General features: G+C 68.8%; 18 protein-coding genes, 1 tRNA gene and 1 pseudogene. 11 read left to right on the forward strand and 9 right to left on the reverse strand.

What is annotated here, in order from left to right; all coding sequences use genetic code 11:
- Positions 1–274: 274 nt before the first annotated feature.
- Together AB0A74_RS24650 and AB0A74_RS24655 are read right to left on the reverse strand one after the other, a co-directional pair.
- On the reverse strand, positions 275–568 hold the full coding sequence (locus AB0A74_RS24650) for a hypothetical protein (RefSeq protein WP_343933027.1): 294 nt from the start codon (positions 566–568) through the stop codon (positions 275–277).
- Between the two features lie 17 nt (positions 569–585).
- Complete coding sequence (locus tag AB0A74_RS24655; RefSeq protein ID WP_343933026.1) at positions 586–918, reverse strand: WXG100 family type VII secretion target; 333 nt, start codon at positions 916–918, stop codon at positions 586–588.
- 145 nt (positions 919–1,063) lie between these two features.
- Between AB0A74_RS24655 and eccCa the strand changes: the two genes are divergently transcribed.
- The 3 genes from eccCa (at position 1,064) to AB0A74_RS24670 (ending at position 6,793) form a co-directional block, all read left to right on the forward strand.
- Entirely contained in the window at positions 1,064–5,014 is a 3,951-nt protein-coding gene (gene eccCa, locus AB0A74_RS24660) for a type VII secretion protein EccCa (RefSeq protein WP_358252893.1), read from the forward strand.
- Between the two features lie 140 nt (positions 5,015–5,154).
- On the forward strand, positions 5,155–5,664 hold the full coding sequence (locus AB0A74_RS24665; RefSeq protein ID WP_358252895.1) for a hypothetical protein: 510 nt from the start codon (positions 5,155–5,157) through the stop codon (positions 5,662–5,664).
- Positions 5,665–5,674: 10 nt separating this feature from the next.
- Positions 5,675–6,793, forward strand: a complete 1,119-nt coding sequence (locus AB0A74_RS24670) for a hypothetical protein (protein ID WP_358252897.1) — start codon at positions 5,675–5,677, stop codon at positions 6,791–6,793.
- Positions 6,794–6,825: 32 nt separating this feature from the next.
- Here the strand turns inward: AB0A74_RS24670 and AB0A74_RS24675 are convergent, their stop codons facing one another.
- Both AB0A74_RS24675 and AB0A74_RS24680 read right to left on the reverse strand, forming a co-directional pair.
- On the reverse strand, positions 6,826–7,164 hold the full coding sequence (locus tag AB0A74_RS24675) for a DoxX family protein (protein ID WP_358252898.1): 339 nt from the start codon (positions 7,162–7,164) through the stop codon (positions 6,826–6,828).
- 107 nt (positions 7,165–7,271) lie between these two features.
- Positions 7,272–8,771, reverse strand: a complete 1,500-nt coding sequence (locus AB0A74_RS24680) for an MFS transporter (protein ID WP_358252900.1) — start codon at positions 8,769–8,771, stop codon at positions 7,272–7,274.
- A gap of 99 nt (positions 8,772–8,870) precedes the next feature.
- On the opposite strand from AB0A74_RS24680, the gene AB0A74_RS24685 reads away from it, so the two are divergent.
- From AB0A74_RS24685 to AB0A74_RS24710, 6 genes are all read left to right on the forward strand, one after another.
- Positions 8,871–9,581, forward strand: coding sequence for a TetR/AcrR family transcriptional regulator (locus tag AB0A74_RS24685; protein WP_358252902.1), 711 nt, complete (start codon positions 8,871–8,873; stop codon positions 9,579–9,581).
- A 238-nt stretch (positions 9,582–9,819) separates the two neighbouring features.
- Positions 9,820–9,981, forward strand: coding sequence for a hypothetical protein (locus AB0A74_RS24690; RefSeq protein ID WP_358252904.1), 162 nt, complete (start codon positions 9,820–9,822; stop codon positions 9,979–9,981).
- A gap of 522 nt (positions 9,982–10,503) precedes the next feature.
- The gene (locus AB0A74_RS24695) at positions 10,504–10,800 is read left to right on the forward strand and encodes a hypothetical protein (protein ID WP_358252906.1); all 297 of its coding nucleotides are present in this window, start codon (positions 10,504–10,506) and stop codon (positions 10,798–10,800) included.
- A gap of 710 nt (positions 10,801–11,510) precedes the next feature.
- Positions 11,511–12,047 carry a hypothetical protein gene (locus tag AB0A74_RS24700; protein ID WP_358252908.1) on the forward strand — a complete coding sequence of 179 codons (537 nt, stop codon included), beginning with the start codon at positions 11,511–11,513 and terminating at the stop codon, positions 12,045–12,047.
- A 318-nt stretch (positions 12,048–12,365) separates the two neighbouring features.
- Entirely contained in the window at positions 12,366–12,488 is a 123-nt protein-coding gene (locus AB0A74_RS24705; RefSeq protein WP_358252910.1) for a hypothetical protein, read from the forward strand.
- 94 nt (positions 12,489–12,582) lie between these two features.
- Positions 12,583–12,792, forward strand: a complete 210-nt coding sequence (locus tag AB0A74_RS24710) for a hypothetical protein (protein WP_358252912.1) — start codon at positions 12,583–12,585, stop codon at positions 12,790–12,792.
- 80 nt (positions 12,793–12,872) lie between these two features.
- On the opposite strand, the gene AB0A74_RS24715 is transcribed toward AB0A74_RS24710, so the two are convergent.
- The 5 genes from AB0A74_RS24715 to AB0A74_RS24735 form a co-directional block, all read right to left on the reverse strand.
- On the reverse strand, positions 12,873–14,747 hold the full coding sequence (locus tag AB0A74_RS24715; protein ID WP_358252914.1) for a restriction endonuclease: 1,875 nt from the start codon (positions 14,745–14,747) through the stop codon (positions 12,873–12,875).
- A 696-nt stretch (positions 14,748–15,443) separates the two neighbouring features.
- Complete coding sequence (locus AB0A74_RS24720; RefSeq protein WP_358252916.1) at positions 15,444–15,713, reverse strand: hypothetical protein; 270 nt, start codon at positions 15,711–15,713, stop codon at positions 15,444–15,446.
- A 246-nt stretch (positions 15,714–15,959) separates the two neighbouring features.
- Positions 15,960–16,051 (reverse strand) — tRNA-Arg (locus AB0A74_RS24725).
- A gap of 757 nt (positions 16,052–16,808) precedes the next feature.
- Complete coding sequence (locus tag AB0A74_RS24730; RefSeq protein WP_358252918.1) at positions 16,809–17,054, reverse strand: hypothetical protein; 246 nt, start codon at positions 17,052–17,054, stop codon at positions 16,809–16,811.
- A gap of 40 nt (positions 17,055–17,094) precedes the next feature.
- Positions 17,095–17,730, reverse strand: a complete 636-nt coding sequence (locus AB0A74_RS24735; RefSeq protein ID WP_358252920.1) for a hypothetical protein — start codon at positions 17,728–17,730, stop codon at positions 17,095–17,097.
- 614 nt (positions 17,731–18,344) lie between these two features.
- Here AB0A74_RS24735 and AB0A74_RS24740 point away from each other — a divergent pair.
- Together AB0A74_RS24740 and AB0A74_RS24745 are read left to right on the forward strand one after the other, a co-directional pair.
- Positions 18,345–19,259 (forward strand): DNA-processing protein DprA, encoded by a 915-nt coding sequence (locus AB0A74_RS24740; RefSeq protein WP_358252921.1) that lies wholly within the window; start codon positions 18,345–18,347, stop codon positions 19,257–19,259.
- Positions 19,256–19,405 (forward strand): annotated as a pseudogene (locus AB0A74_RS24745) (hypothetical protein); the annotation flags it as partial. The gene AB0A74_RS24740 and the pseudogene AB0A74_RS24745, both read left to right, overlap by 4 nt.
- Between the last annotated feature and the right edge of the window lie 26 nt (positions 19,406–19,431).

Raw genomic sequence — 19,431 nt, forward strand, 5'->3', positions numbered from 1 at the left:
GGCGCAGCCCAACCGCGCTTTGGTCTTCTCCGCAACCAGCTTTTCCGGTTGCGGAGAAGACCAAAGGGTGGTTGCCTCCGGCAGGCCGTGCGGGGACAGACCGACGCCCTTCCACCCCCGGGGGCCTGCCCGCCGGCGAGGCGCTTTTGATCTTGATAGCGCGCAGCGCGTGCGGCTTGAGCGCGCCAGCGCGTAAGTCCTGAGAGCGCGAAGCGCGTCCAAGCCAGCGCAGCGTCCAAGCCAGCGCAGCGTCCAAGCCAGCGCAGCGGAAAGTTTAAGAAGAAACGGTCCGCCGAGCCTGCTCCAAAGCGTCGCGCATCAACTCCTTGGCGGTATCAGTGGCCCGGGCCTGCTGGAGAACGGCCTGGTCGTGCTGGTCGGCGTGCTTGGACCAGATCCCCTGCGTGACGTCCAACTCGGACCCGGCCGCGTCGGTGAAGTACGACCCGACGGCGTCCTGCACGTAGCGGAACTGCTGGGCCGCCGCGTCGATGTTCTGGCTCGCGGTGTTCTGCATCTGGCTCACCGCGCCGGCGATGGTGTCGAAGACCATCCTGATCTCGGTCATGTCCGCTCCCCTCCGGCTCAGCCGTTGATGACCGAGGCGACGCCGTAGCTGACGCCGGCGACGACCTGGTTGCTGTCGGCGTCGACCGACTCGTACAGGTTCGCCACGACGCGCGTGCTGTCGGCCTGCTGCTGCAACATGTTCGTCAACCGCTGGCTGTCACCCAGCCGCGCCTCCTCCACCGAGGCGAACGCGGTGTGCGACGTGCCGGTCCAGCTGGACCCGGCCAGCTGTGCGTTGTGGTTGCCCAACGCGACGCTGTTGTTGCCGATCTCCTCGGCGTGCGCGCCGGTGTTGTTCGACAGACCGAGCAGGCCCTCGGTCTCGCCGTGGAGAAAGTGTCCGGTCATCGGCACTCCCCTCTCGCTCCAGGTTCCGGGAACCGGATCAGGCCCCGCCACGAAAGCTAGGCAGCCCGCCCCACCACCGACACCGCGTGACCCGTTCCTGCCACCGCCCCCACGCGTCCCCGGCGCCACCCGACCATCCACAACCATGGCGACTGTCGTGGTGAAAAGGCCGGCTCGGGTGCCCGCGCCGGAGATGCCGGCGGGCGAGCTGGTCCTCCAGGCACCTCCGGAGATCCCGCCCCCGCCGGGCCGGCAGTGGTTGCAGCTGTTCACCGTCCTGCCGATGGTGGCCATGATGGGCGCGACGATGCTGATGTTCTCGGGCAGCACGACCGGCCAGATCCGGTTCGTCGTCTACGGCCTGATGGGCGTGGGCATGCTGGGAATGGTCGTCATGGGTCTCCTGCAAGGCGGTGGTCCGAGCAAGCGCGAGATGGGGCACGCGCGCCGCAAGTACCTGCGCCACCTCGCGCAGCACCGCCTGCGCCTGCGCCGGTCCGTGCGGCGGCAGCGCGTGGTCATGGAGTACCTGCACCCCGACCCGTCCTCCCTCTGGTCGCTGGCCGCGAGCCACCGCCTGTGGGAGCGCCGCAAGGACGACCCGGACTTCGGCGTCGCCCGCATCGGCCGGGGCGCGCAGAGCCCGACCACCACGGTCGTCGCGCCCGACACGAAACCGCTGGAGGAGCTGGAACCGTTGTCCGCGCTGGCGTTGCGGCGGTTCATCACCACCTACGCCACCGTGGACCGGCTCCCGGTCGCCATCGCGATCAACGGGTTCAGCCGCGTCCACCTGCGCGGCGACCGCACGGCCGCGACCAGCCTCGCCCGCGCGCTGCTGGCCCAGCTCGCCACCCTCCAGTCGCCGGAGGACCTGCGGATCGCGGTGTGCGCGGACGACGAGCGCCGCCCCGACTGGGAGTGGCTGAAGTGGCTCCCCCACGCGCTGCACCCGGAGCGCACGGACGCCCTGGGCCCGCTGCGCCTGGTCGCGCCGACCGTGCCCGCGTTGGAGTCCCTGCTGGAGGAGGAACTGGCCAGCCGACCCCGGTTCGACCCCGAGGTGGACGCCCGCTCACCCGGTCCGCACCTGGTCGTCGTGCTGGACGGCGGGTCGGTCGCGGGGTCCGGGCACCTGATGACCGGCGGCGGGGTCGAGGGCGTGACGGTCCTCGACCTGACCACCACCCCGCCGCGCGCGCTCGACCGCACCACCGTCGTGCTGGACGTCGCCGCCGACGGCGAGCTGACCGCCGAGACCACCGACGGCGCGAGCCCGCTCGGTGTCGCCGACGCGTTCGGCCCGCACGCGGCCGAGGGCCTGGCCCGCCAGCTCGCACCGCTGCGCCTGACCGCGGGTGTGCCGGGCGACGCCCCCATGACCACCGAACTCGGCCTGGCGGACCTGCTGGAACTGGGCGACCCGTACGCGTTCGACCCGGACGACACGTGGGTGCCGCGCCCCAACCGCGACCGGCTGCGCGTGAAGTACGGCATCCGCGGCGACGGCACGCCGATCGAACTGGACCTCAAGGAGCCCGCGCAGGACGGCATGGGCCCGCACGGCCTGCTGATCGGCGCGACCGGCTCCGGCAAGTCGGAGCTGCTGCGCACCCTGGTCCTCGCGCTCGCCGTGACGCACCCGCCCAGCTCGCTCAACTTCGCGCTGGTGGACTTCAAGGGCGGCGCGACGTTCACCCGGCTGGACGCGTTGCCGCACACCAGCGCCGTGATCACCAACCTGGCCGACGAGCTGCACCTGGTCGACCGGATGACCGACGCGATCAACGGCGAGCTGATCCGCCGCCAGGAACTGCTGCGCGCGGCGGGCAACTTCTCCTCCCTGCGCGACTACGAGAAGGCCCGCGCGGCCGGCGCGCCCCTCCCCGAGGTGCCCACGCTGCTGGTCATCTGCGACGAGTTCTCCGAGCTGCTGTCCGCCAAGCCGGACTTCATCGACATGTTCGTCCAGATCGGCCGGGTCGGCCGGTCCCTGGGCGTCCACCTCCTCCTCGCGTCGCAACGGTTGGAGGAGGGCCGGTTGCGCGGCCTGGAGACGCACCTGTCCTACCGGATCGGCCTGCGGACGTTCTCCGAGCTGGAGAGCCGCGCGGTGCTGGGCGTGTCGGACGCCTTCCAGCTGCCGCGCGCCCCGGGCCACGGCTTCCTCAAGGTCGGCATGGACCCGATGGAACGGTTCCGCGCCGCGTACGTGTCCGGCGTGCACCAGAAGCACCCGGGCGCGAACACGCAGTCCACCACAGCGGAACGCCTGGTGCTGCACGAGTTCACGACCGCTTACGTGGCCCCGGACCCGGCGGTGGAGGAGGCCGCGCCGGAACCCGACCAGGACGCCGTCGGCGAGACCCTGCTGGACATCCTGGTCGACCGCCTGGCCGGCCGCGGCACGCCCGCCCACCAGGTGTGGCTGCCGCCGCTGGACCGGTCGCCCACCCTGGACGCCCTGCTCCCGCCGGTCGCGGTCACCCCCGAACGCGGCCTGACCACCGGCGCCAACGACCTCAAACCGGTGCTCGGCGTCGTGGACCGGCCGTTCGAGCAACGCCGCGACCCGCTCGTGCTCGACCTCTCCGGCGCGGCCGGGCACGTCCTGGTCCTCGGCGCTCCACAGGCCGGCAAGAGCACCACCCTGCGCACGCTCATCACCGCCCTGGCGCTCACCCACACCCCGCGCGAGGTCCAGTTCTACTGCCTGGACTTCGGCGGCGGCGCGCTGGCCGCGCTCACCGACCTGCCGCACGTCAGCGGCGTGTCCGGGCGCCTGGCCACCGGCGCGGTCCGCCGCACGGTCGCAGAGGTGGCGACCGTCCTCGCGCACCGCGAGCGCCTGTTCGCCGAGCACGGCGTCGACGGCATGGCCACCTACCGCAGGCTGCGCGCCGAGGGCCGGTTCGCCGACCACCCGCACGGCGACGTCTTCCTGGTCATCGACGGCTGGCAGACGCTGCGCGGCGAGTTCGCCGACCTGGAGGAGGCGGTGGGCGACATCGCCGCCCGCGGCCTGTCCTACGGCGTGCACGTGGTGGCGAGCGCGGCGAGGTCGTTCGACCTGCGCATGAACATCCGGGACCTGTTCGGCAGCAAGCTCGAACTGCGCATCGGCGACCCGATCGACTCGGTCGTGGACCGCCGCGCGGCGATGGGCGTGCCCGCCGACTCGCCGGGCCGCGGCATCTCGATGTCGGCGCACCAGATGCTGGTCGCCCTGCCGAGGGTGGACGGCAAGCCCACGCCCGACGACACCACCGACGCGCTGCGCGCCCTGGTGACGACGATCGCGCGGGCGTGGCCGGGCGAGCGCGCCCCGTCCGTCCGCCTGCTCCCCGGCGTCCTGCCACTGGCCGAATTGCCGCCGGAGGACCGGTTGACCGGCCCGGACGCCGGCCTCGCGGTCGGCATCCACGAGAAGGACCTGTCGCCCCTGCGGCTGGACTTCGCGACCGACCCGCACTTCTTCCTGCTGGCCGACACGCAGTCCGGCAAGACGTCGTTCCTGCGCGCCCTGGCCCGCCGGATCACGGCCGCCCACACCCCGGACCAGGCGCGGATCATCCTGGTGGACCACCGGCGCGGCCTGCTGGACGAGGTGCCGAAGGAGCACCTGCTCGGCTACGGCACCAACGACAACAACAGCCGCGGCCTGCTCGCCGAGGTGGCGGAGGCCATGACCCACCGGCTGCCCGGTCCGGAAGTGACCGCGGACCAGCTGCGGGCCCGCAACTGGTGGAAGGGCCCGGAGATCTTCGTGCTGGTGGACGACTACGACATGGTCGCCACCCACCAGGAACACCCGTTGATGCCCCTGCTCCCGCTGGTGGCGCAAGGATCGGACATCGGCCTGCACGTCGTCCTGGCCCGCCGCAGCGGAGGCGCGGGCCGGGGCCTGTTCGAACCCTTCCTGGCGCGGCTGCGCGAGGTGGGGACGCCGGGCCTGATGATGTCCGGCGACCGCGACGAAGGCCCCCTCCTGGGCGGTATGCGGGCCCAGGTGCTCCCGCCCGGACGCGGCTGGCTGGTGGACCGCCGGGGCCACAAGGGCCTGGTCCAGATCGCTTGGCACCCGCCCCGCGACTGAGCGCCGGCCGGTTCCTGCCGAGCGCCCGTCGCGCCCGACCGCAAGTGCTTGTCTGGTAAGGGAAACCTGGCTGGAGCGACCACGCCGGGACACCGCGGTCCAGCGCGTGCTGTGGCAGGTAGACCACGAGGAGGGGCAGTATGACCACCGACCGCATCGAGGGTGACACCACCGCGATGAGCCTGTTCGCGCAACGGCTCACCGCGCCCCCGTCGCCACCGTCCCTGGGACGGCTGGGCACCCCGCCCAACCTGAGCGGGCTGTTCGAGGGCATCGCGATGTCCGTGCTGGACAAGGCCGCCACGGCCGCCGCGGCGCAGTTCCTGGCCAAGACGACGGAGGAGTTCGCGACGTTCGGCGTGAAGGCGTCGACCGCGGCGGCCACCTACACGGCGGCGGACGTGACGTCCATGGCCGGCCTGGTGAAGGCGGGCGCGGAATTCGCCCAGAAGGGCATCGAGACCCTGCAACAACTCTCCGCCACCCACCTCGGCGGCACCCAACCGGAAACCACCCAACCCGCTGCGGGCCAACCCGCCGCAGGCCAACCCGGCACCACCCAACCCGCTGCGGGCCAACCCGCCGCAGGCCGGCCCGGCAGCGCCGCACCCGCCCAGCCCACCGCCGCCGACCCGCGGCCCGCCCCCTGAGGAGCGCCCAGTGGCCGTCCCCTACAACGCGCTGCCCATCGAGGCGCACGTCGCGATGATCACCGCCGAACAGGCCAACGTCCCCGTCCTCACCGACGCCGCCCGCATGTGGACCGAGGTCCGCACGTGGATCGAGTCCGCCCGCGTCGAGCTGCACGCGCGCGCCCAGGACCTCGCGCCCCACTGGACCGACGAGGCGGGCCGGGCGATGGAGGAGAAGTTCCAGCGCTCCGACGCCGAGCTGAAGATGTGGGGCGAGCGCATCGACGCCTCCCGGGTGTCCGAGACCCTGACCACCCTCGCCGCCGCGATCCCGGAGACGCTCCAGACCGTCACCGCGCTCTACGAGAGCTACCTGGCCGCCCTGTCCAACCCGTTCACCGCCGGCCTGGCGGTCGCGTTCCAGCAGGCCGCCGGGACGCGCATGACCGCGTTGGGCGGCCAGTTCGACATGTCCATGCTGACCGTGTGCGCGGCGTCGGGCATCAAGTCCCCCGGTGACGTGCTGCCCGAACTCCCGCAGGTGTCCGAGGAGGACCTCGAAGCCGCCACGGCCGTCCTCGGCGCGGCGACGTCGTTGCAGGGCTTGGCGTCCTCGGCCCTGGGTTCCTCCGGGTCGCTGCCGAACGTGTCGCTGCCGGACGTGTCCCCGCCGGAGCTGCCGAGCACGGACTTCTCCCTGGCCGGCGTCACCACGCCACCCGCGCCGACCGCCCCGACCGGCCTGCCCACCGGCGGCGGTGGCGGCGCGCCGGCCCTGTCCGGTGGACCGCTGCTCGGCGTCCCGGCGACGTCCGCCACCGGCCTCCCCCTGGCCCGCCCGGCCGGCAAGCGCCCCGAGCCGACCACCACCGGCATCAAGGCCGGCAACGCGCTCGGCACCCCCATGATGCCGCCGATGATGCCCCCGCACGCCGGCCAGCAGAACGGCACCGTCAAACCGTCCACGAACGACGGTCGAACCGGCCGATCCCGCACCACCCACCGCACCGCGGAGGCCACGGACGGCGTTCCCGAGACCCTGCGCGGCCGGTCCGGCGACACCCCGCGCCCGGCCGCACCCACGTACTCCGGCCAACCGCTGGACGAGGAGCTCTGGCAACTCATCCGCGACCACGCGTCCCGCTGACCGCGGGGAAGGAGCGCCCAGGCGCTCCTTCCTCATGCCAGGGCCAGCACCGCGACCGCGGGAGCCATGTAGATCAGCGGGAACGCCACGTGCCCGTAAGACTTCGCCCGCAACACCGTGACGACCGCCCCGGTGAAGTAGACGACGAGCCCGACCGCCGCCGCGACCCCCACCACCGGCACGAACAACCCCACCACGAGCCCGATCGCGCCCAACGCCTTCGCGGTCCCCAGCCACGTCCACCACGAGCGCGGCACGCCGTAGTCGGCGAGCGGCTCCACGACCCACTTGGCCTTGGTGAAGACCGAGAAGGCCGAGAACCCGGCCATGAACGCGCCCAGGACGGTGACGACGATGTAGGTGGTCGACATAGCGCAACTCCTCCGCGGTTTCGCTTGGTCCTTCACCCCCTCGACCCCGCCCGTGGCGCGGATGTGACGACCGGGCGGCGTCAACTCCGTGACGCCGCCCACACCCGTCACGCGGCGACCGGCGCCTCATCCGGGACGGCCGCCGGCTTGCGGTCGCGGATCATCACCAGCGACAGCACCGCGCCGGCGAGAGCGCCCACGGCCGCCGCGACGAAGCTGACCGACATGGCGGTGGTGAAGGCGTCCCGCGCGGTCGTCACCAGGCCCGTGTCGCCGGTCGCCGCCGCCACCGCGAAGGCGTCCTGGATGGACCGGTGCGCGACCTCGGGCGCGGAGTCCGGCATCGCCGCCGAGTAGGCGCTGGACAGCACGCTGCCGAGGATGGCGACGCCGAGCGCCGCACCGGCCTGTTGGATCGTGTCGTTGAGCGCGGACCCGACCCCCGCGTGCTCGTGCGGCACCGCGCCCATCAGGGCGGACACGGCCGCCGGCATGGCCAGACCGCCGCCCGCGCCCAGCAGCGCGACCGCGATGCCCATCGGCAGGAAGCCCGCGCCCGGCTCCAGCGTCGTCAGCACGCCGAACCCGCCCGCGGCGATCGCGAGGCCCACCGCGGCGAGCACCCGGTTGCCGGTCTTGGCCCCGAGGGTGGCGGCGAAACCGTTGCACAGCAAGGAGGCCACGGCCATCGGGATGAGCGCGAGACCGGCCTGCATGGGCGTGTAGTCGAGCACGAACTGGAGGTACTGGGTCGCCACGAGCAGCAGACCGCCGTTGCCGATCTGCACCAGCGTCAGCGACAGGCTGCCGCCGCTGAAGTTGCGGTCGCGGAACAGGGTCAACGGCACCATCGGCGACTCGACCCGCGACTCCCACCACACGAACCCGCCCAGGCCCACGACGGCGACCACCAGCGCGGACAGCGTGCCCGCGTGCGCCAGGCCGTTCTTCGGCAGTTCGATGATCATCCAGATGAGCGCGGTCAGGCCGACCATGGACAGCACCGCGCCGAGCGGGTCGGGCTTGCGCCACGGGCCGCGGGACTCGGGCATCCACGCCAGCGCCGCCACGACCGAGACCACCACGATCGGCACGTTGACCAGGAACACCGCGCCCCACCAGAACCAGTCGACCAGCAGGCCGCCGAGGATCGGGCCGCCGATGAGCCCCAGCGTCGCGACCGCGCTCCACACGGCCATCGCCTTGCGGCGCTCCTCCTCGTCGAACACGGTGATCAGGATCGACAGCATGCTCGGCATCATCAGCGCGCCACCGACACCCATGCCGACGCGTGCCGCGATGAGCAGCGGCGACGTGGTCGCCAGCGCCCCGAACAGCGACCCGGCCCCGAAGAGGACCAGCCCGATCAGCAGCAGCCTGCGGCGGCCGAACCGGTCGGACAGGCTGCCGGCGGTGAGCAGGAGGCCCGCGAACACGAGGATGTAGGAGTCCAGGATCCACTGGATGTCCTGGGCGCTCGCCCCCAGGTCGGTGGTCAGCGCGGGCACGGCGACGTTGAGCGCCATGTTGTCCACGACCAGGACCAACGTGCTCAGGCAGAGCACTGCCAACACCCACCACCTGCGCGGGTTCCGCGATTCCCCCATGACCCCTCCAAAGTGCGTACAACGTTCCGTCAATGCGAACACTGTACGCAGACCGGAACGCTGTACGCAACTGCGTACCCCGTGCGCTAGGGTGGCGGCATGGACATCCCCTCGGTGTGGACGCGCACGCGCAGGCAGCGGGAACAGCCCGCGCTGACGAGGCAGCAGATCGTGGCCGAGGCCGTGGCCCTGCTCGACGCGGACGGTGTCGAGGCGCTGACCATGCGGAAGCTCGGCGCGCGGCTGGACGCGGGCGCGACCTCGCTGTACCGGCACGTGGCCAACCGTGACGAGCTGGTCGAGCTGGTCGTGGACGAGGTGTACGGCGAGATCGAGGTGCCGGAGATCGACGACCCGGCGCAGTGGCGGGCCGCCGCGGCGACGTGCGCGCACAGCCTGCGATCGATGATCCTGCGCCACCCGTGGACCGCGTCCCTGCTGGGGCAGGTGGGCCTGGCGTACCTGGGCCCCAACGTGATGCGCCTGAGCGAGCGGATGCTGGCGCTGTTCCGGACGGCGGGTTTCTCCGCGGTGGAGGGAAACCACGCGATCAGCACGATCATGGCGTACGTCGTGGGCGTCGGCATCAACGAGGCGGCGTGGCTGTCCACCCTGACGCGCAGCGGCCGAACAGAACAAGACTTGCTGACCGAACTCCGCCCGGCAATAGAACAAGCCGCCGCCAACCACCCGCACCTGCGCCAACAACTGACCGGCTACACCGACTCCGACCCGGTCCGCGCGCGCGACGAGGCATTCACTTACGGCTTGGACCGAGTCCTGGACGGGCTGTCCCTGGTGCTGCGGTAGAAACTCCCCGGCACAGCGGTCACATCTCCGCCGAACGGAAGCGCCATTCACCGCCGCCGGCACGGACCCACTGCCGCGCACCATCGTCGGCCTGCTCCACCTGCGAGCGAGGCAAATCGTCGGCAACACCTAGCCGACCTGTGACGACCCACCGGACGCGCCGAACCACAAGCCCGCCGAGCGGGCGGCGCCGGCACTGGTCGAGGCCGTCCTCCGGCCGTCCACACAGGGCGAGCGCGTGCCCGACGCGTTGTACGCCGAAGTGGCCGAGCACTATGACGAGGAGGGCATCGCCAACCTGGCCGTAGCCATCGGCCAGGTCAACTTCTCCGTACCGTTGGCCCTGATCGGCAAGCCACGCCCAGGCGTCACACCCACGAAAAAGCGGACCAACCCCTGATCCGCTAAGGACGCCCACCGCAGCGGTCCTCACCGGCGGCGTTGATCGCCACACCCCCACCCTGCGAATGCCCGGTAGCCCGACTTCCCAACATCGACCTTGCCGTAAAACACACCGCCACTACGCGAGTTCTCCCAAGCCACCCAATCCAACCCGGCAAGCATATCCCGCCCAGACCCAGCCTGAGTGGCGTTGGCCGCGACCACGATGAACCCGTGCGAAGCGAAGTGCCGCAACAGATCCCGGTAAATCGCAGGCGTGGCGAAAGTAGCCCGTGCTAACACCCACTATTACGTGCGGAATTTCCTTACTCCTACCGATCAAGCCCTCTCCATCCGCTCAGCTCTCGCAACATGACCCATGTCCCCGCAACCGAACCACAACTCGCGCACGGCACCGCATACGCAGCAACCACTCACGCGCATACACTTGCCACTGCCGCATTGCAATGATTTCCTATCACCCCATTAGGCGACCGTCCTCCACAACCACCGTCCGCCGCGCCGAACTAACATGACGCTCATGGACGACCCCGATCCACCCTCCACAGCGAAGGACCACGGCTACGCCACGCACCCCCGCCCGTTAGCCGTCGTGCACGCGCACTCCCTGGACGACATCCGCACCATCGCCCACTTCACGACCAAACACACCCCACCACCCGACGGCCAGCCACAGACGTGGAAGGGGATCGTCCTGGAGTTCAGGACCCTCACCACGATCATCGACCCCGGCGACTACCTCGCCCCAGTGAAAGCCGGAACCCGTTGGAGTGAAGTCCTGATCCCGCCGCTCGAATCAGAGCCCGTCACAAACTGACAAGCCGGCGTCATGACCGCATCGACCCATCACCTGACCCGTCCTTCGACGCCCCGGCGGGAGCGCCGAAGGACGGGCCCCGGACTGACCGGGCGACGAGGTGTGGTCGGACAGCTGGACGAAGGGGCCACCGAAGAGGTGGCGTCATCATCGCCGCTGCCACCGTCTTCCACGGTTCGGGCTTCACGTGGGCTCGTCGGACTAGTTCTTGCCACGCGGCATCCTTGATCACCCAACTCGCCTGTCGCTTGAGGAGCAACACGCACCCGGTCCAAGGGCAACTGTTCACCAGGCAGTCCGCACGCGAGGGCCGCGCAACAAGGCTCAGCGGCTGCGGACCGACGGTCATCGCGAGGAACCGCTGTTCGATCACGTCCAGGTGCGAGCGGGAGAGCGAGGTTATCGGGGAGGTGCCTTTCGGAGCCGGGAACCGTGGCGTGTCGCTGCAGCAGCGCACCGATGCCTCGGGACCGGCACGGCTCCACACACGAGTAAGGCGACCGCGCCGGGCGCGGTGATGAAGGTCGAAGAACAGGCTCCTGCGGTTTGAGCCGTCCCCGGCGACGTTGCGGCCCGCACGTCGTCTGCTCCTCCTCGGCAGGTCATCAACCCAGGGCCGTTCGGAGGACATCCGGCCGGCCGCTCATGTCCGCGTAACGCCCGTGACAGCGGGCCGATACGGACGGTAGCGACTACCGAGGAGGGTCCTCATGGGTGCGGTCAAGGGCACGATTTCGTACCGGGAAAGCGACGACGCCGAAGGCGAGTTACTCCCGTTCGGCCAATGGCTGTTCAAGACGATCATGCGCGAGTCACAGGGCGACGAGTGGGGCCACTTGGCCTACCACAAAGACAACAGGTCCAGCCGCCACCTCTACCTGTGGCTGGAGACCCTGGAGGAGGACGGCAAGAACGCCGACCACTTCAGGGACAAGGAACACTTGCACCTCATCGACAACGACACCGACGTCGACATCAGCACCAAACACCCCCAGGCGTTGAACATCGGCGCGGACGGCCGGTACGAGAAGCGCACGGCCGCGGACAAGACCCCGGAGCACCTCACTGGGACCAAGGCGCTCAACAGGGGTGAGAGCCTTCCGATCACCGTGTGCACCAAGAACGAGCCGCCGAACGGGGTGGTCGCCTGGCAGCGGGAACTGATCGCCACCCTCCGGGCCACGATCGTGGACTGGCTGCGCGCGGCTGGGGCCTCGAACACGCAAATCGCCGAGTTCCGCGCCTGATCGGCCTCGTGGCGACCCGGCGGGCCACCGGGCGGTGCGGGGAGCTGTCGCCTTCCTCGGCAACCCTGGCGACGATCATCGCCGGCCCTACCCAACCCCCTTCACGGTCGGCCCGGCCGGGATCACCACCCCCTTTGGCGACGCCTGCCACATCGACCACGTCATCTCGGATGTCCTTGCTGAACTCCCGGTCAACGCCGTCTCCAGCGCGACGCGGGAGGCGGTGGTCATTCCCATCAAACAGAAAGGCCCCGCGACGGGTTCGGCTAGCTCGCCTTCCTGTGGAAAACCGGGCTGGGCGGAGTCCTCGCCGATGACATGGGACTGGGCAAGACGATCCAGTCGCTCGTGCTGATCTGCCACGCGAAGACCGAAACTCCAGACGGGCCGCCATTCCTCATCGTCGTCGCGCGCACGAGCGTTGGTCGGCGTTGGTGCTAAAGGAGGCCCAGTTCGCCAAGGATCACCAGTCGAAGATCCACCGGTGCGCGCGCCTGCTGCCGGCCCGGATCAAGCTGGCGATCACGGCACGCCGATGGAGCACGACCTGATAGAGCTGTGGCCGCTGCTGTCGATCAGCGCGCCGAGGCTGTTCCCCAGCCCGACCAGGTTCCGCGAGTGCTACGCCCTGCCGATCGAGAAGCACGGCGACATCGCCGACCTGCCCGCGAAGCAGGAACAGGTGCTGGAGGTGGAACTGCACCCCCGTCACCGGAAGATCTACCAGGCGCAGTTGCCAGCGTGAACGGCAGAAGGTACTCGGGTTTGCGGGTAGTTGGGGGAGGCGCGGGAGCAGTGGGCTCGGGCGTTTGAGCTGTACGAGGTTCAGGGACGCACGACCGAGGCGGAAGCGGTGCGCCGCAACCTCCGGAAACGACGTAGATCCAGCACCGTCCAGGTGAGGAAAGCCAGGAACGGCACGGTGAAGACGAGCAGTCCGGCAATCGTCTGGCCGATGCCAGGCCACCCGCCGGTCGCCGCGATGATGATCGCCATGATCTCGAAAAAGCCCAGCACGGACGTCACCAGCCATAGGATGACGCGACCGAACCACTTCGAGGTGGTCGCCGCCTGCCCTTTGAGCGTCGACGTGCGCAGCTCGGTCAGAGTAAACGCGCCGCGCAGTACCGCGCGCTTGCCGACCGGCTCGCGCAACCACTGCTGGCGGAACTGCGCGTCGTACGGCACGGTCTGTCGTCGAACCGCGCTGTGCCAGGCCTCGCGCATACCGTTGCCGAATCCGGCGACGTAGGCGGGCGACGGAGCGAAGTGCGCTTCCGCGGTGCGGTCGGGCGCGGCGAGTGAGCCGAGTTTGCGCGCCACCTGCGGCAGCCACGGCAGGAGTTCGGTGCCCGCGGGTGCCTCGCGGGTGACGAGCTGCCGCCAGGTCTCTCGGAAGGGTTCCAGCCACCGCGCGATGTCGAAGTGCACCGTGGCCGCTGCGTCCAGTGCGAACAACGGAAGATCGCCCGCGGACACCTGGCCGTCGCGATACCCCTGCTGTTCCTCGATCGCGCGCGAATCCTGGGGTGCGGTCGGCGCCGGCAGCGGCATCACGAGTGGTGCCACCGGAACGGGGGCTGCTTCCGCCGGGCGTGGCGCAGGAACCTGTTTCACCTCGTGCAGCCACGCCTTGGTGGCGGTGACGCGCACGACCGTGATCCGGTCGCCGCTGTCCTTGACCGCGAGATACAGGGACTTCGCCTTGTTCCCCGCGGCCACGCCGACGATTACACCATCGACGTGCGCAAGGTCCACGCTGCGCCCCGTGCCGAGGTCCGCGACGCGCAGGGTGGTGTCATCGACGTGGGCGACTTCGTTGGGGGACAACGCGACCGGTGCGGTCGCGGCGAGGTCGGCCGGCTGGACGGGTCGGAGCCGCCCGTTGCGGTAGAGGCCGGTGCCGACCCCGCGTTGCACGAGGATCGCGTCGCCCTGCTCGACGGCACGCCCGTGGCAGCCGTGCACAGGCACTGCCCAGGACACCGCTCGGTTGGTGAGATCGACCTTCAGCACGCCGTCGTCGGTGGTGAGCAGCATCGAGTCCGCCCCGGTCAGGGTGAGGCCCGCAGTCCGCGACCGGACGCCGCCGAGCACGACCTCGGTGCGCACGTGGTCGGCCAAGCAAGCGCAGACCGAGACGGCGGCAGGCGGGAAGCTCAGCTGTGGCGCCGGGACGTCGTTGCGCAGCAGGGTGCCGAGCGGGGTGTAGGCCTGACCCTGGTACGACGCGACGTCGGTGAGGAGGTCGATCATCTCCGTCGGTGGCACGAGGCCGAACAGCATCGCCTCCCAGTGCTCCTGGTCAAGCAGCAGCACGTCCAGCTGGCGGCCCTTGTCGATCCCGGTGAGTGCGCCGGGGGTGTAGCCGGGCATGGAGAGAAACACGCCTGTCACGTTCCGCATGCGCTGGTCCAGGCGGCGCTGGAGCTTGGCGATGGGGTCGATCGAGGTCCGTTTGTCCACCCACTTGGCCTCCAGGATGAACCGCTGGTTTCCGACGCCGAAAACCACGTCGATCTCACCGGCGTCACCCTGCTGGTCCGGCTTGGCGGTGAGCCCGAAGCAGGTGAACAGGTCTGCGATCAGGCCGTTGAACTGCTGGCCTCGCCGTTGGGGTGTCAGGTGAGGGCGGTCGCGCAGCTCGAGGTACGCATCCATCACTTCGCGCCATTTGACCGGGTCCCGCAGCACTCCCATGCTCACCTCATCGCTACCTACGGTTACATCTGTTACCGCAGGGGGCAACCGCGGATCGCACCCGGCTCATCGCCCTGCTACTCGCGATCAGCTCGTCGGTGAACGAGTTTGGGGCGCCTGCGAACTCCAACTGGTCCCGCTCGTGCCAGTCCTCGAACTGCTCCAGCAGCCATGACCCAGTAGCTGCGAGCTCCCGCAGGAAGATCTTCTTGTTCGGGCGCGACAGGAGGACGCGGCTCACCGGGCTCATCAGACGCCACCTCTGCCGAGACGCTGCGCGTCAAGCTGAGAATTGGCTCTGCGTCGGCCCGACGCCTGATCAGGATTGTTCGCGCTTCGTTTCAGGAAAGCCGTCTGCCCGGCTAGGGAGAGCTTGCGCGCCCGCCCCGAACGGACATCGTGAACGCGGCGGTCTGAGGTGTAGAGCTGAGCCGTCGCGGATGCGCTTGCGTAGTCGCCATGCGGCAGCGCCCGTCTGCGTGCTCGATGTTGAGGCCAATACGCAGGTCAAGCTGCCGGACGAACCCTCCGGGTCGGTGCACTCGACAGCCCGAGCAATCGCTCGGCCTGCCTCGACATCTCCAACCCCCGGTCCGACGAGCCCGCACCCAGGCATGTCCAGGTTGCCTTCCGGACGCATCATGTCCGGGATCGGACTGTTCTCGACACCCAGCCATGAGAACATCGAGAAGCTCCTCACCTCCGGTCGGGTTCGATCCGCGGAGGCAAGAGCACCAAACCAAGATCGTCGCCCTCCGCCGCTCCATCACCGAGACCGAGCACAAGAGCAAGAGCAAACGCCTCGTACGCACCCTCGAAGTCGCCGACGACGTCGACCAGGCGTTCATCCGCGACATCAACGAGCGGCGAGCCGAACTCCGGTCCCAGCGCGACGAGCTGGCGCGTCAACTCGCCGAAGCCGAGGACGAGGTCCAGCGAGCGCCGAACCCGACCCTGCTCGACCACCTTCCGATCACCCCGGTGGACCTGGCCGAACTTCGGACGAACTCTCACGCCGGCTGTTCGAAGCCCTCAGCTTGGAGATCCACTACGACCACAGCAGCCGCACCACCACGTGCCGCGCGACGCTGCTGGGCGACACCATCCACGCCGTCTCCAGCACGACGCAAGAGGCGGTGGTCATTCCCTTCCCAAAACAGAAAGGCCCCGTTATGGAGATGCAAGATCTCCCCAACGGGACCGTCTGTGAAGTGCCCCCGGCAGGATTCGAACCTGCGCACCCGCCTCCGGAGGGCGAGACTGAAACGTGGCCGCCCTCAACCCTGACCAGCCGAAACGGGTGCGACGCCGTCTCCTCTACCCCTCACCTTGGCACGCATTTGGCACACAGCGATCCAAACGCCCTCTCCTTCAGCTTGCCCGTCGCCGTTCATCGCCGTCGTTGTCACGCAGGTGGTCACTCGCGGGCAGAGCCGACGTCCCCTCATCGTCCAGCGTCCAACCATCCATGCCGTCACCCCGGCTTGTGGTGTTCAGGCGCTTGACTGGGCTCTGAGCGGTCAACCACAGCCCCTCTCCCGCAAGGACTCCGCGCCCTGGGCGCGGCGCAACGGTGGTCGCAACCCAGACCACAGAGGTGAGGTGCGACCCAACTCGACCAGCCAGCGCCCCGCACGGCGTATCGCTCGTGCTGCTCTACTTACCCCAACCCTCTCTCAGAGGCGAAAACAAACCCGCAAACCCGCAGGGACCGACCCTCAGGGCAGTTGGCCTGCGCAAACCCCGCGCGGGTTTGAGGGCGGGTTTGGCAGTTGCGGCGGGTTTGAAACCCGCATCAAACCCGCCAACCGCGCCGCTCAAGGGCTGCCCTACTACCCCCCGCCCGGGGTAGTAGGGCTGTCACGGGGCCTCGTGATGCTGTTGCGGATGGAGCTTGGGACCCTGTGTAGCTCCGCGACGGATCTACAGACTGCCCCAGAACCGGTCCTGACCTTGCGGTTTGGACCGGCGCGGGCGCTCGGTAGGCCTCGTGCCCTCATGGAGACAGGGTGCGCCCGGTACCCGCTCGGTTCATCAAGCACGCGTAGGGGCACGCCCACGTCAGTTGCCCGCAGGTCCCATCCGCAGGTCCGTCACGGCCCCGTTGACCACGCCGCATGGCCACTCCATGCCGCATTCCGCGCACACCTCGGGCTGCCCTTCGGCCGGGCCGTGCTCGGTCAGCAGGCGGTGCACCACGGACCAATGCACCCGTTCATCTTGGCTGGCGAGCCGGTCCGTGCTGCCCTCGGCCGACTTCATCAAGGCCCAGCGGTACGTGTTCAGGTCGCTGCCCGCGTCGCTCATGCGGCCACAATCTCCTTTCGGTGTCACCAGCCGGCGAACCTCAGCCGATCCCTGCCGCTCCGAGCCCGTCCAAAATGAACTTCACGATGGTGGCCGTGGAGGCGGTCAGCGGCAGCGCAGTCTTCAACCGCTTCCCCAGCGCCCGCAGCCGTCCCTGGTCTGGTTCCGGCTTGTCGATCTCGTCGAGGATGTCCTGGCTCGCCTGGCGGACCTCCGCAGCAACAGGCCCGAACACCGGGTGGGATTCGAGGGCGAGGCGGGCGGCCTTTGCCAGCTCGCTGATGTTGATGTCCCCGGTGTTCTGCACCTGCGACACGTGACTGCTGTGGGCCGTCACCTGGGCGTCTCGGCCGGACGTCACGTGCACCGACTGGTCCCAGCGGGGCGTGTGCCGGGCGTTCCACGCCTGCACGTCGCCCTCGTACTCGTGGACACATCGCAGGCCGTCGTCAGTCAGGTGGACGCGCGACGGCATCTGCCCGCCCAGGGCGGTGAATCCCTTGATCAGGCCCGCCGCCGCCAAGTAGCGGCTGCACGTCTTCACCTCGTCCAAGGTGACGGGCGTACCGCCCGGTGCGGCACCGGTCTCCAGGATCACCTGAGGGTTCGGATACCGGTCATTGTTGTCGTACAGCCACAGCAGGAACGTCCGGTTAACTTCGTCGGCACGGCTCACAGCGACCTCCACTCCCACGGCGTCCGGACAGAATGCTCTCTGCGGCTTCTGGTCCGATCAAGGGAACGGCAACCTCACCCGTTCGGGTGGACGGACGACGCACCCGCTCCCCTCCACGGGGCGCACCCGCGGGGGCGTAAGGGGCACCGCGCGACGCTAAGCCCGCTCTCGATGCCCGCAGGGGCAGAGGTAGGGGTAGGCACGCCGATACTCAACAACTCCGCTCGCCGCCAGCTGCGCCGCCCCCAGGGCTCAGCCATCAGCATCTCCACACCGTGACAGTGTTTTAATCCACCCTGAAGCGACTTTGGCGGTCGGATGAGCGTGAGGTCGACCTCATCGGCACTCATCTAGGCGAACTTACAGTAGTCAATTGGTCGCTTGTTGATCACAACGGGTAGCCCAAGAACCCAGGCGCAAGCCTTGTACCAGCAGTTACGCGCGACTAGACTGCGTGTCGAACATATGTTCGACATTGACCTTGATCAGTGATACTGCACAAACGGCCGCACACTGATCCGACAGGCTTGAAGGGAGGCGTAGTGTCCTCGAGTTCAGATCACATCCGGTCCACAGGCTCCCCAGTTGCCGCTTCACGCCCTACGCTGCCCGGTGTGCACACGTGGGACGACGACGAGCGGGCCGCGCTTGTGGCCCTCCTGAGGACGCGCCCCGATGGGCTCACCTGGTCACAGCTCGTCGTTGAGGTCTGTGACAAAGGCAGCGCTCGAGCTGTGTGGGACAGCCGTCGACCGGCGATGCTTCTTGGCGATTCGTTCGAGGATGACCCCCTCGAGACAGCCATGCAAGATATCCAGCGTTGGACTGACTCAGATTTCCGCTTTCACACTTTCAGGGATGCCGACTATCCGGCACAGCTCCGAGAGGTGCACCAGCTTCCTCCCGTGCTCTTCACCAAGGGAACCCTAAAGCCGGGAGAGAAGGCGGTCTCTGTAGTTGGCTCCCGCAAGGCCTCAGACCTCGCCTTGCGTACGACAAACGCGATAGCAGAGCAACTAGTCAGCAGGGGCGTCACAGTACTATCTGGTCTGGCGGAAGGCATTGATACCGCCGCCCACACAACCGCCCTTCGAGCTGGCGGACGGACGGTCGCCGTCATCGGAACAGGAATCCTGAAGTACTATCCGGCAACGAACCGGGGCTTGCAAGACAGAATTGCGTCTGAAGGTATGGTAATGTCGCAATTTTGGCCTGACTCTCCACCCTCGAAGTCTAGCTTTCCGATGCGCAACGCGACCATGAGTGCATATGGGCTAGCAACTATCATTGTGGAAGCTGGCGAGCAAAGCGGAGCACGCATTCAAGCGCGCTCCGCAGTTGCACATGGCCGCCCTGTCATACTAATGGAGACAGTCGTCCGAGGCACAAACTGGGGCAGCAAGCTTATCAATCAACCTGGAGTATTTCGGGCTGCAACACCAGCAGACGCGATCAACCACGTTGAGAAGATCCTGAGCGCGAATCGCTCCGCTTCGGAGATCCTGGAGCTGGTGCAAAGCACACGATGACCGGCGACGATGCCCTCTATTTTGATATCCGCAAGCACCTCATCCATCGTGTGGGCGGATTCTTCCACAACGCGCGTTACCTGCCGGGTAAGACATGCAGTGTTTGTTTCAATCCGACTGATCAGCACGTCTGCCCGAGGTGTCTATCGCACAGGTCGGAGTTCGGGCCGCG

Origin of the sequence: Saccharothrix sp. NPDC042600 (genome assembly GCF_040647305.1) — a bacterium.
Classification (GTDB): Bacteria; Actinomycetota; Actinomycetes; order Mycobacteriales; family Pseudonocardiaceae; genus Actinosynnema; species Actinosynnema mutabilis.